The 16,132-nt window shown below is 60.2% G+C and carries 16 protein-coding genes; 3 read left to right on the top strand and 13 right to left on the bottom strand.

The window, feature by feature from the left end; translation table 11 throughout:
- Positions 1-1,098 (bottom strand): FAD-dependent oxidoreductase (locus BCA01S_RS21220; RefSeq protein ID WP_027778640.1); only part of this gene is annotated, 1,098 nt, incomplete at its 3' end.
- Positions 1,099-1,216: 118 nt separating this feature from the next.
- Between BCA01S_RS21220 and BCA01S_RS21225 the strand changes: the two genes are divergently transcribed.
- On the top strand, positions 1,217-2,767 hold the full coding sequence (locus BCA01S_RS21225; protein WP_027778641.1) for a bifunctional AfsR/SARP family transcriptional regulator/alpha/beta hydrolase: 1,551 nt from the start codon (positions 1,217-1,219) through the stop codon (positions 2,765-2,767).
- A gap of 313 nt (positions 2,768-3,080) precedes the next feature.
- On the opposite strand, the gene BCA01S_RS21230 is transcribed toward BCA01S_RS21225, so the two are convergent.
- Both BCA01S_RS21230 and BCA01S_RS21235 read right to left on the bottom strand, forming a co-directional pair.
- Positions 3,081-3,623 (bottom strand): hypothetical protein, encoded by a 543-nt coding sequence (locus tag BCA01S_RS21230; RefSeq protein WP_027778642.1) that lies wholly within the window; start codon positions 3,621-3,623, stop codon positions 3,081-3,083.
- 596 nt (positions 3,624-4,219) lie between these two features.
- Positions 4,220-5,179 (bottom strand): Dyp-type peroxidase, encoded by a 960-nt coding sequence (locus tag BCA01S_RS21235; RefSeq protein ID WP_027778643.1) that lies wholly within the window; start codon positions 5,177-5,179, stop codon positions 4,220-4,222.
- A gap of 442 nt (positions 5,180-5,621) precedes the next feature.
- Between BCA01S_RS21235 and BCA01S_RS35055 the strand changes: the two genes are divergently transcribed.
- Complete coding sequence (locus BCA01S_RS35055; protein ID WP_042319073.1) at positions 5,622-5,945, top strand: hypothetical protein; 324 nt, start codon at positions 5,622-5,624, stop codon at positions 5,943-5,945.
- Between the two features lie 261 nt (positions 5,946-6,206).
- On the opposite strand, the gene BCA01S_RS37235 is transcribed toward BCA01S_RS35055, so the two are convergent.
- From BCA01S_RS37235 to BCA01S_RS21290, 10 genes are all read right to left on the bottom strand, one after another.
- A complete protein-coding gene (locus BCA01S_RS37235) occupies positions 6,207-6,575 on the bottom strand; it encodes an NUDIX hydrolase (protein WP_084166898.1) in 369 nt (122 codons plus the stop codon).
- Between the two features lie 606 nt (positions 6,576-7,181).
- A complete protein-coding gene (locus BCA01S_RS21250; RefSeq protein WP_027778645.1) occupies positions 7,182-8,087 on the bottom strand; it encodes a LysR family transcriptional regulator in 906 nt (301 codons plus the stop codon).
- A gap of 113 nt (positions 8,088-8,200) precedes the next feature.
- On the bottom strand, positions 8,201-8,638 hold the full coding sequence (gene aroQ / locus BCA01S_RS21255; RefSeq protein WP_027778646.1) for a type II 3-dehydroquinate dehydratase: 438 nt from the start codon (positions 8,636-8,638) through the stop codon (positions 8,201-8,203).
- Between the two features lie 18 nt (positions 8,639-8,656).
- The gene (locus BCA01S_RS21260) at positions 8,657-9,709 is read right to left on the bottom strand and encodes a Gfo/Idh/MocA family protein (RefSeq protein ID WP_027778647.1); all 1,053 of its coding nucleotides are present in this window, start codon (positions 9,707-9,709) and stop codon (positions 8,657-8,659) included.
- A 156-nt stretch (positions 9,710-9,865) separates the two neighbouring features.
- A complete protein-coding gene (gene aroE, locus BCA01S_RS21265; protein ID WP_027778648.1) occupies positions 9,866-10,699 on the bottom strand; it encodes a shikimate dehydrogenase in 834 nt (277 codons plus the stop codon).
- A complete protein-coding gene (locus BCA01S_RS21270; RefSeq protein ID WP_027778649.1) occupies positions 10,696-11,919 on the bottom strand; it encodes a CaiB/BaiF CoA transferase family protein in 1,224 nt (407 codons plus the stop codon). Before BCA01S_RS21270 ends, aroE begins: the two co-directional genes overlap by 4 nt.
- Complete coding sequence (locus tag BCA01S_RS21275; RefSeq protein ID WP_027778650.1) at positions 11,919-12,386, bottom strand: MaoC family dehydratase; 468 nt, start codon at positions 12,384-12,386, stop codon at positions 11,919-11,921. The genes BCA01S_RS21270 and BCA01S_RS21275 overlap by 1 nt, the downstream gene beginning before the upstream one ends.
- Before the next feature lie 2 nt (positions 12,387-12,388).
- A complete protein-coding gene (locus tag BCA01S_RS21280; RefSeq protein ID WP_027778651.1) occupies positions 12,389-12,781 on the bottom strand; it encodes a VOC family protein in 393 nt (130 codons plus the stop codon).
- Positions 12,778-13,728, bottom strand: coding sequence for a ketopantoate reductase family protein (locus BCA01S_RS21285; RefSeq protein ID WP_027778652.1), 951 nt, complete (start codon positions 13,726-13,728; stop codon positions 12,778-12,780). Before BCA01S_RS21285 ends, BCA01S_RS21280 begins: the two co-directional genes overlap by 4 nt.
- A gap of 192 nt (positions 13,729-13,920) precedes the next feature.
- Positions 13,921-14,496, bottom strand: a complete 576-nt coding sequence (locus BCA01S_RS21290) for a TetR/AcrR family transcriptional regulator (protein WP_027778653.1) — start codon at positions 14,494-14,496, stop codon at positions 13,921-13,923.
- A 184-nt stretch (positions 14,497-14,680) separates the two neighbouring features.
- Here BCA01S_RS21290 and BCA01S_RS21295 point away from each other — a divergent pair, with 184 nt between their 5' ends.
- A complete protein-coding gene (locus tag BCA01S_RS21295; RefSeq protein ID WP_027778654.1) occupies positions 14,681-16,090 on the top strand; it encodes an amidase in 1,410 nt (469 codons plus the stop codon).
- The last annotated feature ends 42 nt before the right edge of the window (positions 16,091-16,132 follow it).

Below are 16,132 nucleotides of genomic sequence, written 5' to 3' on the forward strand. Positions count from 1 at the left end.
CGGAGTGTCAACGACCTTCGCGGCCGCCTTGAAGAATCGCCGCGCGAGGTCGTTCGGGCTCGCGCGCAGGCACTGTTGCAGCGTCAGAGCCTCCTGCGCCGCGACCGTCATGCCCTGCCCGTATACCGGATTGAAGGAGCAAATGGCATCACCGAAAACCAGGTAGTTCCCAGGGAAGCATGTGAGCTTCTCGTACCGTCGGCGCAGACTGGAGTCGTAGCGGTAGCGTCTGAAATCGGATAGCGGCTCCGCGCTTGCTACTACGTCGTGAATCTCCATGGTCGGCAGCGTCGCCAGATATGCGAGAAAACCTTGATCGTTGTCGGGTGCGTCGTCACCCAGAAAGCCGCCGGCACTGACGATCCAGCTGTCGTTCTCTTGCGCGAGCATGACGCCGTTGCGCCAGTTCGGCGCATTACCGGCGACAACCATGCCGAGCTTGCCGTCAAGGTCGGTCGGCCGACGTCGATAGGTACGGGTCATGTAGCCAATGCCGACCTCGACTTTCTCGTTAATGGGAGCCTGGTAGCCGAGCGCTTCAAGCCATGCCGCACTGTTTGAGCCGCGGCCGCTCGCATCGACGACAAGGTCCGCGTTGACGGTCTCTTCCAGCCTGCCCTCAACACGTATGCGCACACCCGTTACGCTCTTGCGAGCGCGATCGGTGACAAGACCCCGCACAACGCAGTTCTCTATGGCGCGCACGTTCGGCAACCCTAGGAGCCGTCGGCGCAGATGGCCTTCGAGCACGGGACGGCTCGCAAGCAGGCCGATCAGGTCGCTCTTGCCATTAGCAAGCGTAACGTTGCGACCTATCCAGGTCACATCGTTGGCAACATCGCCGAGCAATCCGCCGCTTTGCGCAACAACCTCGTTGTTATATCCTGGGAAGAATTCCTCGAGTACGGCGCTGCCGCGCGCAAGAAGCCCATGGGTGTGGCGACCCTGCGGGACGCCCTTGCGCGGAGTGTCTGCTGCCGGAAACGCATCGCGTTCGAGCACAGTGACGGTGGTATAGAAATCCGATAGTGCGCGTGCGGCCAGCAGCCCACCCATGCTGGCGCCTATCACGATCGCATGCTCGCCCAGGTTCTTCATGGCAATCCTCCAGTTCAATCCGTCGCGATGAGTCCAGCGACCATCGTCTGTAGTGCATGGTAGGATCGCCTCGTCCCCTGAGCGTCCCCTGGACGCCGTCATTGAGGGTTGCATCACGATGGCTCTGTTCAGCGTGCGGACGCTTGGATTTCCGGAGATCCGTCGGGACGGCCGGCTGTGTCAGCTGGCCTTGCGCAAAGGCCTGGCCCTGCTGATCTACCTGGCCGAAGCGAAGGGCCCAGTCGGGCGCGATGCCGTCGCCACCATGTTGTGGCCGGAAAGCTGCGAAGACGTCGTGCGGGCGCGGCTGCGGCGCCTGTTGCATCGCCTCCATCTCACGCTTGGCGACAACGTTCTCACAACCGACCGGTCGACGGTTCGATGGTCATCAGCGATCGACCTGCAGTTGGATTCCCAGCTGTTCGAGCAAGCCTGCGACCGCGGCGAGTTCGAGCGGGCCTGCCGTCATTATCCCGGCGACTTTCTCGAAGGTTTTTCGCTTGGCGACTGCCCGCAGTTCGACGAGTGGGCTTTCTTTCGCCGTGAGGCCTTGCGAGGCCGGGCGATCCAGGCGCTCGAGCGGGTGGTGCACGACAAGCATGCGGCCGGCGACTACGTGGCCGCAGCCGCGCACGCCGGCCGTCTCGTTGAGCTCGATCCGCTCAGCGAAGTGTACGGCCGGCACCTCATCCGCAATCTCCAGCTCGCTGGAGATCGGGCCACGGCCGAGCGCCACTTCGAGGCCCTGATGCAGCGCCTGCGCGACGAGCTCGATGTGGCGCCCGAAACCGAGACGCGGGCGCTGCTGAACGCCGGCGCAACGTTGCTGATCGAGGACACATCGCCGACGCGCTACGTTAGTGGTGGCGACGTCCATCTCGCGTTCCAGACCTATGGTGCCGGCCGCATTGATGTTCTGGTGCTGCCCGGTTTCGTGTCCCACGTCGAACGGGTCTGGGAGGAGCCCCGGTGCCGGGCGTTCCTGTCCGCGCTCAATGAGATGGGCCGTCTTGTCCTGCTCGATCGTCGCGGCATCGGGCTTTCCGACCGGGTGGGGTTCAATCCCAGCGTCGACGCGACCGCGCAGGACATCGGCACAGTGCTTGACGCCGCTGGCAGCCGCCGGATCGTGCTGTTCGGCGCGTCCGAGGGCGGACCGGCATGCATCAAATTTGCCGCTGATCAGCCCGACCGTGTCGCCGGCCTCATTCTCTTCGGCTCGTTGGCGAAGGGGAGCGCGGCACCCGACTATCCGCACGCGCTGCAGGCAAGCCAGTACGACACGTGGCTGCGGCAGCTCGTCTCCGCTTGGGGCGGCCCTGCCGGTATCGAAACATTCGCGCCGAGCCTCGCCTGCGATCCGCAGGCGAGAGCCTGGTGGGCAGGCTTGCTGCGGGCCGCGTCGAGCCCGGGAGCCATCAAGGGCGTGCTCGAGGCGTTGCGCGATATGGATGTGCGGGACCTTTTGGGTCGAATTTCCGCACCCACCCTAGTGCTCCACCGTCACGGCGACCGCGCCGTTCGCATCGGCGCCGGCGGGCATCTCGCCAGCCACATCGCGCAGGCGCGATTCGTCGAGCTCGACGGTGCCGATCACTGGGTCTTCGCGGGCGATCAACAATCCGTCTTGGCCAGCATCAAACAGTTTGTCAGCAGTCTTGCGACGTGACCGCGACCGAAAGACGCAGGCCAAGATCGCAGCTCGGGCGAAGTGCGATTCACAGGAAATCTACTATGCAGTGCCGCCGAATCGCTATCCGGCGGTGTATCCCCTCGAATGCCGTGACAACCGCGCGTTGAATGTCCGTCCTAAAAGGCACAGCGGTCGGACGAACGTGGCTAAAATCAGATGATTGAATGTCTCTTGATGGTCGGTCGAGCCGGGCCCTCGGCGAGCGCGCTAAATCGACCCGTTCCCGACATTGCGAGTTGGCGGTTGAACGGCCGCTTTCGAGTGCACCGCCGCCGTCTTAACCAGGCATCTACCTCGACAGTGACAGAAGATACTCGGCTCGCCCTGCGTCATCTGTCCACGCGTCTGTCACTGCCTTGTCGGTCCACTCTTCGCGCTGACTGTTCCGCTTCATTAACGTCCTGACTCCTGACATGTCTTCGATCCAAGGCGTGGTTTCCAACTGAATTCGAGTGACACTCCAGTCTACGAAAAGGTCCGGCATTCCTTGTATCCGATGCAGACGCTCTTTGTAAAAGAATGGGTCAATACCGAGCCATATTTCCCCCTGTACCCACTGTCCAACCTTTGCAAACCTCGGTGGTCTAGATTCGCAAAAGACCTTGACCCCGAAGTCAATCACCCAGACTTCAGGAGTCGAGAATATTATTTTCGCCACAACGTCGTACAGGGAAGTGCCCTTGTTCTGGCACCGCATCGCACGCTTGTCAGAAGGAGTCAATGTCGAACCATTGAACTCAAGCGCAAGTTTGTACGGCTCACCGCATCTGAATTCGTCATAGTTCCCATCCTGAATAATCCACGCATTGAGTCCAACAATCAGCTCATCCATTTCAAGGTAGCGACAAACTGGATTCGGTCATTGTATCTGTATAGAACTAACAACGACAGTCGACTCTGGCCGCTTTCGGCCGATTATCGGACGCCACAGTTAATGGACCTTTTGCTTGACTGCTGACCTCACGTTTCAAATTCTGGCTAACTACCCGTCATGCAACCTTTCGAGACGCCTAGACGCGACCGAACGCTCAGGTTTTGCTTTAACCCTTTAATTCCTCGCAGACTGGCTCACGAAAATTCAAGTACTTAGCCAGCCATCGAAAATGAATTCACTTTCTCATTGATTTCTGCAAATGACGCTCACTTTCTAGTTTAACGATCCGCGCAAACGCTCAACATCGCCCCTAAGTTACCGTTCAGTTATTCCTTTAAGTATTCCCGGCTTTTGCTTTAATCGACAGGTGAGCGACGAGTTGAGCAATAAATGACTGAACACGATAGTTTTTGCTTGAACGAAATGAATGGCCAACTATTGCTTCAATGGTTCGCGGTGCCAAGCTGGTTCGGTCACCGCTTGGCGCGAATCCTCTTATAAAGCTAAATCTGAACTGGGTATCTGCTCGGTGCTCGGCAGGAGGCTAAGATGAACTAGCCGCCCGCCAGCTTGGCCAACATCGATCGGGAGGGAGCAAAGAAGGTCGTACCGGTATGTGCCGTGGAGAAGTCCAGAAGCCTGTCATAAGCGCCCGCCGGTTCGCCAACGAACATCCGCTCCAGCATCTTCTCGATCACCCACAAATGCCGGGTGTATCCGATAAAGTAGGTACCGAACTCGCCGTGGCCGGCGCGACCGAAAGGCATGTTGTCGCGCAAGATATCGTGCTCGTTGCCATCCTCATCGACGATGGTAGCCAGCGTCTTGTGCGACTTGCGTGGGGCATCGTCGTCATCGAGTTCGATATTGTCGATCTTGGTTCGGCCGACAATTTTCTCCTGCACGGCGGTCGAGGTTTCGCCCCAAGCCGCAAGATCGTGCAGATATTTCTGCACCACGACGTAGCTACCGCCAATAAAGTCGGAATCCTCGTCGCCGACGAGCGCGGACTGACCGATCTCGTGTCCGACCGGGTTGGCAGTGCCGTCAACGAAGCCAAGCAGGTCACGAGCATCGAAATATCTGAAACCCGAAACCTCGTCGATCATCGTCACCGCCGACCCGAGGGTCCGCAGCAGGATTCGCTCGAACTCAAAGCAGAAATCTGGCCGTTCGGCACGAATGTGAAAGAGGAGATCGCCTGGCGTAGCCGGCGCCTTGTGCCGCACCCCTTCAATCTCGGCGAACGGCTTCAGTTCGCGAGGCTTGTTGGGCGCACCCATGCGATCCCACAGTTGGCTACCGATCCCGGCGATGCAGGACAGCCGGGCGGAGAGGTCGCGAAATCCTACGGATTTCACGAGGTCGTCAATCCCACCGAGCAGATCGCGAACCTTGGCGAGGGCGTCGCCCCCCTCGTTCACGCCGACCACAAGAAAGATCGCGGCCTGTGAAAGCGGCGCCTCGATACTTTGAGCGTCAATCGGCACCCGATCCCAAGCATGTCCTGTCATATCCACTCCGTCGTTGTGACACGGCTGTCGTGTCCATCACGGACCGCGCGTTTAAACCTCTACCCCAGGAAGCAGACCAGCGTCATCGACCGGGAAGGTTCTATCGCTGAAGGCGATCAGTTCGAAACCGCATCCCCCGACGCGCGGAACGGTGACACCTCAATGCCAGTTTCCCGCTTGCTCGAAAACATGCAATCCGGGAACGGCAGTGTGACCTGAGTCCAGGACTGTAGCCATGGCGCATTCTTCCTTCTGAGCGAGCGCAAGCGCGGCGACGTTAGTTTTCCAGTCTAACTGTACTTGGATGCGTCGCAATATTGGCCGTTGTAAAAATATCAAATCTTTGCCTGGCACAGTTTTGAAAGATATCCGGCCACCGCTCAGTGTGCGACCATCAAATGACCAGCTGTTTTTGAACACAGAATGATGAACCGGGGGCTCCATGAGCAGCCATGCGCTCGTTTGGGCGGGGGTGCCGCATAACAGCGATGGCATCGTATTTCAGGTCCGTGTGGTCCGGGGACTTCAGCGTTTCTATGTGTCGCGCCGCGTGCTCGAGAATGTATTCGACCTCGAACCAGGCGCGTCTGACGCAAGACAGCTTGAACTCTTCTACACGTCTTTGAAGCGTATCCTGGGTCGGGCCAAAAGCAAGCGGCCGGTTGCCGGTTCAGACACGGTTGCACTCCAGTCAACTGACTTCATCGCATCGAGCAAAAACGAAAAACGATCGAGTCTTCATGCACTGGCGGAAGGAGGAGCATAAACATCGCCGTGGGCAACCCGTTTTGCGGCTATGTCGTTCAAGTGTCCTACTGGACTTCAGCGTTGCGGAATCTGAAGTTAAGAGCCCGGGACTGATGGCCAAATGGTTGGTGCGGCGAATCGAATTCAGAAACAGACTCGCGCGGATGTTCCGGTCAGCTTGGACAGCGCCGGATGCGCGGCCTGGCTGCAATGGGAGAACGATCCTTGGACGAGGCTTCCAGACGACGTTGGTTGCGTGCTATCCACCTTGAAAACCGCGCTACTTCCTGCGCTGTTGGCTCATAAGTTTCACGATGTCGGTTGTCGGCCCGCTCGTTATGAGGCGAGGGATGTCATCCAGGTGCACCCAGCGACAACGGGATATTTCGTTACTGGGGCGAGCCTTGGCGCGATTCGAGATTTCGCAGGAGAACACGTGATGGTGCTTCTGCTTGCCACGGAAGTCGAAAAGATGTTTGGCTGACTTGCCTGTAAGCCGCGTTTCGTCCTTGAGTTCTCGGAGCGCGGCGTCCGAACGATGTTCTCCACGCTTGAGGATTCCGCCCGGCAATGCCCACCTTGATTCACTGCGTGCGACCAGGAGGATTCGCTTGCCTCTGCGGCAGACCACGGTAGCGCGTTTCTTCAAAACAAACTCCCACGTATGTCCTGGCAATTTTGGAGGCGCGCTCGATGCGCGAGCATATGACCTAGCCCGGCATGCTAATCCAAATAGCGGAAGCACGACGACGTCGCGAGCTGCGGGCGGCGTATGCGCCACACCTTAAAGGGATGTCATCAAGAGGTCACGAAGATCACCGGCGCTAGCAGATGAGTATGGTAAGGTCCGGGCAAAGTACTTTATCCAACTCGAGGCCGAAATGGATATGGACGGTGACTGGCCCTTGCCGCGGCGAAACAACCGCTTCAAAGTTGACCGGCAGCGGCCCGGTTCATCGCTCTCAAGAACGAGCTCTATCGCCAGTACGTTCGCATCATTGGCGACGCCCGGTGGTAGCCGAGGCTGTGCAAAGGGCGAGAGAAGCCCCACTCCGTTGGCTGTTGCATGTGCGAAAGCGCCGCGCACCAAGTTGCGAACCTCAACGGGGACCGAAAATGAGTATGGCTGCGCAAGTGCTTGGAATCGCCATCGTTGCAGCGTTTCTCCTGCTGATACGGTGCGACCTGAGAGCGCGCAATGTGTGTCGGCTCGCACGTCGCTCAGGTCATTTCGTATCGGCCGACTCACACGACACTAACTTCTACTCGAAAACAGGTTGGCCACAACGGAGCGCAACCAGCGATTGCCCGCCTCGTGATGGTACTTCGCATGCCAATGCTGCCGCACCGCAAATTTATCGACCTGGAACGGACAGGAATGGACCGCAATGTCGTTCACCCTCGCCAATGTCTCCCCGATGTTTCGCGGCAACGTGGCGATTAAATCGGTCGACTTGATGATTGAGCCCAGCCCGAGCATGCCCGGAAGCTCGAGTACAACATCGCGCTCTATGTTCTCGCGCAACAGCGCCTGCTCCAGCAATTGTGCGCCCGTCCCAGCGGCAATGATCACGTGCCCCTCGCGACAGTACTGCTTCATGCTGAGCCTGGTGCGCACACGCGGATGGTCAGGATTGGCAAGACAGACCCAATCCTGCATATAGAGCTGTTGCTGATACATGCCGCTGCCGAGCCACGGTATATGCCCGATCGCCAGATCGGCCTCGCCGGATTCGAGCGCGCGCTCCGTGTTTCCATCGATTCTCGCGGCTTCCAGCCGAATGCCCGGCGCGTGGGCGCGCACGTGTGCCAGCATCCTGGGAAGCAGCGTGATGTGACTTGCATCGGTCATGCAGATGCGGAATCGGCGCTTTGCCGTGTTCGGATCAAACGATATCTCCCACGCCGAAAACCGGCGAAGCGACTCTAGGATCTGCCTGCACGGTCCGATCAGCGCATCCGCCTGCGGCGTCGGCGTCATCCCGCCTGGTGTACGGACGAACAGCGGGTCCTGCAGGTGTTCCCGTAGACGCCCCAGCCAGATGCTGACCGTGGGCTGACTCTGCCCAAGTTGCTCGGCAGCGCGCGTGACGCTACGCACGTCGTACAGCAGGTCGAAGAGCTGCAGCAGCTTGAGGTCAGGTAGCTCGGAAGTATTCATGACGATATTGTCGAAGGCAATGTCGCCATTGTATTCATTGCGTTGCGCAGGGGCGCATCCCCGTGTCTTGCGCGCGGCGTTTGCACCCCGCGCCTCGCCCGACGCATCAGATATCAGGCAGCAGCCGACACTGCCGCCCGCAGTCCGAGCGAGTAGCTATCGATACCAAAGCCGCAAATCTGTCCCTTCACGATTTCGGCGAACACCGAATGATGGCGAAAGGCTTCGCGCGCGTGAAGGTTGGACATATGAATCTCCACGATGGGTACGGTCAGGATGGCGAGCGCGTCCCGAATGCCATAGCTATAGTGCGTCCATGCGCCCGCATTGATCAGCACGCCATCGACTTCATCGACGAAAGCCTGATGGATCCGCGCACACATGTCTCCTTCGCTGTTTGTCTGGTAGCTCTCCACCATCACGCCAAGCTCCGTGGCCAGCGCCTGAAGTTGAGCATCGATATCGGCAAGCGTGGCAGTTCCATATTGAACCGGATCGCGCTTGCCGAACATGTTGTGGTTGATGCCGTGCAGCATGAGGAAAGTTTTCATGAGTTATCCATACGATGTTTAGACTGGCGTCGTTTCGACAACGGCGCCCGTTTTTGCCGCCATCACGATCGCTTCGGTAATGCGCAGATTTTGCAGGCCGTCGCGCGCGGTGACGATCGGTTTCGCCTCGCCTCGCACGACTTGTCCGAAGTGTTCCATCTGATACTTGAGAGGATCGTCGCGCATCACGTCCTCCACGCTGACATCGAACGGCTTCCACCAGGATCGATCCTCAGCTTTCCCGTAGGTCTTGAGGCGCATGGTCGGAATCGCCAATGATCCGAAGGTGCCGGCGATCACATAACAGTCTTCGTCAGAGTAGGACGTGTATGCCTTGTTTTCTTGCGAGGTCTGTTCCCAACTGCGTGCACTGGCGGCCGTATCCGACAACAGGAATGTGCCGAGTGCGCCGCTCGCGAAACGCAGATTGACGGCGACGGTATCTTCGACTGCAAAGCCGCGCGTCGCGTTTGACGAAAACGCCTGCACCGCCACGATGTCACCGCATAGCATCCGCAGGTTATGGATGTCGTGAATCATGTTGAGCAGAATCGGGCCTGCGCCCGGTTCCTTGCGCCACGGCGCGTCCTCGAAATACTGATCGGGTTTGAAGAACATTGCGCTGCCCATCACCGCGACTATCGAGCCGAGCCTGCCTTCGTCGATGATCGCCCTTGCGCGAGCCATGATCGGACTGTGCGCGCGGTGATGACCGATCAGCACGCTCGCGCCGTAGCGGTCGGCATCGGCGACGAGCGCTTCTGCCTCCTCCACCGTGGCCGCTATAGGCTTCTCCAGCAGCATCGGCACACCTGCCTGCATGCTCAAGCGCGCGTGTTCCAGGTGAAGGGTGTTCGGCGTTGCAAGAACCACCCCGTCGGGACGGTCTTTCCTGAAGAGTTCATCGAGCGAGCGGTAATGCGGCACATGTGCTTTCGCGGCAATGTCGGCCGCCGCGACCGACGGACCGACCACCGCCGACAGGACGCAAGTCGCGCTTTCCCAGACGACACGAATATGCTCGAGACCGATATAGCCGGCACCCGCTACGGCGATACGCGTTTTCTTCATATCACTCTCCGTGTCTTCCGAGCCGGCGTGAATCGCCCACATCGAGATCAGATTGAACACGATAGCGAACGCGACGATCGGTTAGAGCCACAGCCTACCCGCGATAACGAAAGTCCGTCATCAGTCTCCCTTTGCACGCGGTGTTTCTTGGTCGCGTCAATCCAGCGGAACCGTGAGCTGGTCGATGATCGCGTGCGTGCGCGGACGCACGCCTCGCCACCATGCGAACGCTTCGGCGGCCTGTTCGACCAGCATGCCGACGCCATCCGCGACACCTTGCACGCCCGCGTGACGCGCTAGCCGCAGGAACGGCGTGAGACCCTTTCCGTACGCGAGTTCATACGCTGTGCCGCTTGCGCTGAAGACGCTCGGCGGAACAGGCGGCCGCTGCCCGGTCAGGCTCGCGGACGTCGCGTTGACGACGAGGTCGAACTGTCCCATCGATTCAAGCTCCGCATAGCCGCACGCGATGAGTGCTGCGTCAGCCGCAACCTGTTCGGCGAGCGCCTTCGCCTTGTCCACGTGCCGGTTTGCGATGACGAGTCGTGCAGGCCGCGCCGCAATGAACGGCAGCAACGCGCCGCGCACCGCTCCGCCCGCGCCCAGGACCAGCACGCGCTTGCCCGCCATCGGCTGATGCAGGTTGATTTCAATGTCACGCACGAGTCCGACGCCGTCGAAGTTCTCCGCCACGATGCGCCCGTTCTCGAACTTCATCGCGTTGACAGCCCCGGCGAGTGCAGCCCTTTCGCTGCGCTCGTCGGCCATGGCGAATGCCTGTAGCTTGAACGGCGCAGTGACGTTCATGCCCTTGCCGCCCGCAGCAATGAAAGTTCTCACCGTATCGTCGAAGGCATTGGCCGGTTCCAGCGGCCCTTCGATGGCGTCATACGTCATGTCCTGTCCGGTCTCCTCTGCGAAAAGACCGTGGATCAGCGGCGATTTCGTATGTCCGATCGGATTGCCGATTACCGCATATCGATCGCTCATTGCGCACCCGGCTTCGAGAAGAGCACGCCATCGGTTTGCATCGCGTCGATCTCTGCCGCGCTGAAGCCCAGCGATTGAGCCACTTCCTCGTTGTGCTGCCCGAGATCGGGGCCGACTTCGCGTATCGACGTATCGCAGTCGGAGAAGCGGAATGGCAGGTTCGGCAGACGCAGTTTTCCGAAGCGCGGATGCTCCTGCTCGATCACCATGCCGCGCGCGACGATCTGCGGATCGGCGACAACTTCATCTATGCGCTGAACCTTCGCGCTCGGCACATCGACGCTGTCGAGCAAGGCCAGCACTTCCGCGACAGGCCGCGCGGCTACCCACGGTTGAACGACCGCGAGAATGGCCTCGCGATTCGCATTCCGTCCGTTCAGACTATGGAAGCGCTCGTCGTTGCCGAAGCCAGCCGGACCGCCGTGTTGCTCGACGAGCGTGGCGAAGCGCTTCCACGAATCATCGACTTGCGCCGCGATGACGAGATCGCCGTCGGCCGCGCGAAACACGCCGTACAACGTCGATGTCGGCATGTCGTGACCCGTTTGCTCCGGCACCACGCCTTGCATCGTGTAGCACTGCACCGCATATTCATGCATCGAAAAGAGCGCGTCATACAGCGCCATGTCGATGTGCTGACCGCGTCCGCTCTTCGCCCGGCCGAGCAGCGCGGCGTTGATGGCCGCGACCGCATGAATGCCGGTGTACATGTCGCCGAGCGAAATGCGCATGAGTGGCGGCGGCTCACCGGGGTTGCCGATCATCTGCATGATGCCGCTCTTCGCTTCCGCAATGAGGCCGAAGCCCGCGCGATGCGCATCCGGTCCGGTATGTCCATACGCGGAAATCGAGCAGTAGACGAGACCCGGATTGCGTTCGGACAACGCGGCGTACCCGAGCCCGAGCTTGTCCAGCGCGCCCGGCCGGTAGTTCTCGATAAACACGTCGGCGGAATCGCACAGACGCTGCATGAACGCCTTGCCCCGCGGATCTTTCATATTGACGCTCACGCCGCGCTTGCCCATGTTGAGCTGCAGGAAGTAGGCACTTTGCTGGTCGTCGAGGACGGTGGCGTGCTGACGGCCTGCGTCGCCGCTGCCGGGACGCTCGACCTTGATGACTTCCGCCCCGAGCGCCGCAAGGCATCGGCCGACATAGGGACCGGCGAGAAAGTGGCTGTAGTCGACGACGCGGATACCTTCGAGGGGACGCGCCTGCATCATTTCGCTCCCGGACGGCGCGGGATCATCAGACGATGCTCGCCGCGTTGAACGATTTCGCCGTTCTGGTTGATCAGTTCCGACGGCAGCACGACGATGCCCCAGTCCGGACGGCTCTTGCTCGCGCGCATCGAGCCGACGCGAAACTTCACATGCAGTACGTCGTTAGCCTTGATCGGCAGCAGAAAGTCCCACGTCCAGCCGAGCGACATGCCAGGCAGAAAGCGATAGTCACTTTGCGTCTTCAGGCCATCGGCAATCGACAATCCGAAGAGACCATGCGCGACGATCGAACCGAAATGGCTCGCATTGGCGTATTCCTCGTCGACATGCACCGGCGTGTGATCGCCTGTGAGATCGGCGTAAGCGAGGATGCGTTCTTTCGTGACGGTATAGCTGGGGCTTACGCACTCGTCGCCTTCCCGCGCATCGTCCCAGTATTTTTCGGTGATGGTGGTGGTGCTCATGCTCACGCCTCCGCGCGTGGGTTGATCGCCAGCGCCTGCGCCACGCACGTAGCAGGTTTAGCCTGAATGAGTTCGACGGCGAGGCCGTCGGGCAGACGCAGCCAGTTGCGGCCCTGCGGCATTTCTGTGACGCCGAACGCGTGCGCGGCGGCGAGCGCGGCTTCGAGGTCTTCGCACATGACGCCGAGATGCGCGAGCCGTCCCTCGGGGTCCTCATGCTGAGGCGCGCTGATGAACTGCAGGCCGCCCAGCGTCCAGTACTGACGAGGCTCGTCGCGAGTGCCGTCGACTTCTCGCATCGTCATACCGAGCACATTTTCGAAGAAGCCGATATGCCAGTGAATGTCCTTCACCCAGATCGCGACGTGTTCCAGATAGGCTCTCGTCGCGCTCATGCTGCGGCCTCTTGTTTCCGGCGGTCCGTCATCGCTCGTTCGATGCCCTTGATGCAGGCGACGAGCGTCGAGTTCACCGGAGTCGGCACGTTGAGGCGCTCGCCCCAGCGCACGACTGCGCCGTTGATAAAGTCGATTTCGGTGATGGAAGACTTTTCAAGGCTTTGCAGCATCGATGTCTTGAATGCGGGCGGAAGACCTTCGGCGGCCATGTTCCAGGCGTCTTCGGCATTCGTGATGGAAAGCGTGATGCCGGCGGCCTGGGCCGCAGCCATTGCTTCTTCAACGGCCGCGAGCGACGTCGCTTTCAGAACAGGCTCATCGTAGAGCTGGCCATAGGTGAGCTGCGTGATGCCCGTGATCGCGCCCGTCGCGACGTTGATGAGCAGCTTGTCCCACATCGTGCCGAGAATGTTGTCGCTGACCGTGGTCTTCAGACCGGCGCCGTTGAACGCATCCGCGATCGCTTGCGCACGGCCCGTGACGCGGCCGTCGAGTTCGCCGATGATCGTGAGCTTGCCCGTCACGCCGGCCCGGATATGGCCGGGCCCACGCAGGACTCCGCCGACATACGTCTTGCCGGCAAGCACGCGCTCGCGTCCGACGATCTCGCTCAGTACGTCTTCGTGGCCGAGGCCGTTCTGCAACGACAGCACGACCGTTTCCGGACCGACGAGATCGAGCGCGCCGCGCATCGCCTGATCGGTGTGAAAGGACTTGACCAGCACGATAACGAGGTCGACGGGGCCAACTTCTGCCGGATTCATCGTCGCGCGGACCTTGACCCGGCGCGTGCCGCGCTCGTCGTCGACTTGCAGACCGTCGCGGGACATGGCTTCGACGTGCGCGGCAGACCGGTCGACGAGCCACGTCTCATGGCCGCCTTCGGTCAGCGCGGAGCCGATTGCGCAACCCAGCGCTCCAGCCCCTAGAAATGCGATCTTCATATGCGTCTCCTTGAACGCAAACGAAGATACGGCTCCGCGCACATGCTGGCAATGCAATGGCTTTAATAGCCGCATTGCGTATGGCAATAATGGTGCGGGTCCTCGGGCGACGTTACGGGACGGAAATGTAGACGTCGAACGCTCCGGCAGCCAGCATTCCGCAATTCGGGTCGATATGGGTCGAGGAAAGCGTCAGCCGGGCAACAACCCGGCCTGCCTATAACTATCCATGAGCGCGTCAAACAGCGCGATGTCCGCGCGACCACGCGCCATGAGCTGCGCACCGGCGACGGCCGCATAGATGGCGCAGGCACGTTGGCGAGCCCGCTTTGCGTCGACGATCTTGGCTTCTCGAAGATTTTTTTCCAGCCATGCGACATTCACGTCCGCGAAGACCTGAACCTCTTTTTTCACTCCTTCGGGGAGATCGTCATACTCTGCGGCCATGAAGCTGCTCAGGCACATGCGGTTGTCGCTCTCGAGCGACTTGCGAAACGTCTCCGGATATCGACGCAGGCTAGCAAGCGGATCCGCCGACTCGGTCGCAAGCGCTTCCAGGACTGCCGCGGAATCTTCCCAGTAACGCCTGGCAACGGCCGCAGCGAGGTCGGCCTTGCTTGCGAAGTGATGATAGATGCTTGCAGCCTTGATACCCACGTCCTGCGCAAGGTCGCGAATGTTCAGTCCGCCGTACCCGTGTGCCTGCGCCATTCTTGTAGCCGCGACGACAATTCTGTCGCTCGAACTTCCAGCGGCCTGATTTTTCATGGCAAGTCTCCGCAAAAAAACTGTTGACTGCGCGGATTGTAGCGCCTAAAGTCCAACCTAACAAACGTTAGGTATAACGAATCGGGGCCGACTAGCCGTCGGCTTTTTTAACGCAGAGTTATCCTATCTAACGTTAGGTAGGATGTCGTCTACATCATCGAATCGACCACGGATAGAGGAAGTTATGAGCTCGGAAATCTTTTTTCAGGATGCAACGCGACTGGCAGAACTGATCCGCAAGCGCGAAATCTCGCCGGTTGAAGTCATGCAGGCGCACCTTGACCGGATTGAAGCGATCGATCCCAAGGTCAACGCAGTTGTTACGGTCGCGGACGACGCGATGAAGGCCGCGAAAGCCGCCGAAGCGGCTGTGCTCGCCGGACAGACGCTCGGGCCGCTTCACGGTGTGCCCTTCACTGCGAAAGACTCGATCGACACAGCAGGTGTGCCGACGCAGCGTGGTTCGCCCATTTTCAAAGGACGCGTGCCTGACGCCGACGCAGTTAGCGTTGCGCGGCTGAAAAAGGCAGGCGGCATTCTCCTCGCAAAAACCAATCTGCCCGAATTCTCTTATTGGATCGAGAGCGACAACCTGCTTAGCGGTCGGTCGAACAATCCGTGGGACCTTGACCGGACACCCGGTGGGTCAAGCGGCGGCGAATCGGCGGCCATTGCAGCAGGTATGTCGCCGCTGGGACTCGGCACTGATCTCGCCATCTCGGTGCGTGGCCCGGCCGCGCAGACCGGCATCGTCTCGCTTAAGGCCACCCACGGGCGAGTACCAATGACCGGCATCTGGCCGCGGGCACCGCGCCGCTTCTGGCATGTAGGTCCCATGGCGCGAAGCATCCGCGACCTTGAACTTGCCTTCTCGCAGTTGGCGGGCCCGGACGGGCAGGACGCTTTTGCGAGCAGCACCGTGCAATTCGATGCGGGCGTCGTGCGTTCGCATGATCGACCGTTGAGGGTGGGCTGGATGGTTGGGCCGGGGTTCGGACCGGTCGATCCCGAAGTCGCCGCGACTGTGCAGTCGGCGGCGGAAGCGCTCAGGACCGTAGGCTGCCTCGTCGAGCCCGTCAGTATTCCCGCGCTGGAACGTGACTTCGCTCTTGATGTGTTCAACCGTCTGCACGTTATGGAGATGAAGCCCGCGTTCGCGGAAGCCACGGCGGGGCATGGTCAGGACGAACTGTACAAGATGGCGAGAACAATGCTCGCGCTGCCTGACCCTTCCATGAAGGACTATCTCGACGCCGAACAGGCCGCCGAGCGTCTGCGGGACGGCTACGCCGAATACTTCACGAGATACGACGCGTTGATTACCCACGTCCTACCGATCCCTGCACACAAACATGGCGTTGACACATTCACGATCAACGGTGAGACCGTCGACGCCAGGTATCTGCAGGGCGCAACGGTACCGCTCAACGTGACCGGTTTGCCCGGCATTTCAATGCGATTCGGCACGAGCAAGGACGCGTTGCCTATTAACGTGCAGATCGTCGGCAGCTGGCAGGCGGAGCCAACCATTCTCCATGTCGCGTCATTGCTCGAATCCGTGAGCCCCGTGCGCGATCAGCATCCGAAGATCTGATGCGGTTGGCGGTTTGGTTTCGTTGCGCCAGACTCGTCCGCG

It is taken from the genome of Paraburkholderia caledonica NBRC 102488 (assembly GCF_000685095.1).
Classification (GTDB): Bacteria; Pseudomonadota; Gammaproteobacteria; order Burkholderiales; family Burkholderiaceae; genus Paraburkholderia; species Paraburkholderia caledonica.

Bases quoted from the DNA above. Each gene is read 5' to 3' on its own strand.
- BCA01S_RS21235 (WP_027778643.1), bottom strand. From the start codon at position 5,179: ATGACAGGACATGCTTGGGATCGGGTGCCGATTGACGCTCAAAGTATC.
- BCA01S_RS21230 (WP_027778642.1), bottom strand. From the start codon at position 3,623: ATGGATGAGCTGATTGTTGGACTCAATGCGTGGATTATTCAGGATGGG.
- aroQ (WP_027778646.1), bottom strand. From the start codon at position 8,638: ATGAAAACTTTCCTCATGCTGCACGGCATCAACCACAACATGTTCGGC.
- BCA01S_RS21225 (WP_027778641.1), top strand. From the start codon at position 1,217: ATGGCTCTGTTCAGCGTGCGGACGCTTGGATTTCCGGAGATCCGTCGG.
- aroE (WP_027778648.1), bottom strand. From the start codon at position 10,699: ATGAGCGATCGATATGCGGTAATCGGCAATCCGATCGGACATACGAAA.
- BCA01S_RS21270 (WP_027778649.1), bottom strand. From the start codon at position 11,919: ATGCAGGCGCGTCCCCTCGAAGGTATCCGCGTCGTCGACTACAGCCAC.
- BCA01S_RS21275 (WP_027778650.1), bottom strand. From the start codon at position 12,386: ATGAGCACCACCACCATCACCGAAAAATACTGGGACGATGCGCGGGAA.
- BCA01S_RS35055 (WP_042319073.1), top strand. From the start codon at position 5,622: ATGAGCAGCCATGCGCTCGTTTGGGCGGGGGTGCCGCATAACAGCGAT.
- BCA01S_RS21285 (WP_027778652.1), bottom strand. From the start codon at position 13,728: ATGAAGATCGCATTTCTAGGGGCTGGAGCGCTGGGTTGCGCAATCGGC.
- BCA01S_RS21260 (WP_027778647.1), bottom strand. From the start codon at position 9,709: ATGAAGAAAACGCGTATCGCCGTAGCGGGTGCCGGCTATATCGGTCTC.
- BCA01S_RS21295 (WP_027778654.1), top strand. From the start codon at position 14,681: ATGAGCTCGGAAATCTTTTTTCAGGATGCAACGCGACTGGCAGAACTG.
- BCA01S_RS21290 (WP_027778653.1), bottom strand. From the start codon at position 14,496: ATGAAAAATCAGGCCGCTGGAAGTTCGAGCGACAGAATTGTCGTCGCG.
- BCA01S_RS21280 (WP_027778651.1), bottom strand. From the start codon at position 12,781: ATGAGCGCGACGAGAGCCTATCTGGAACACGTCGCGATCTGGGTGAAG.
- BCA01S_RS21250 (WP_027778645.1), bottom strand. From the start codon at position 8,087: ATGAATACTTCCGAGCTACCTGACCTCAAGCTGCTGCAGCTCTTCGAC.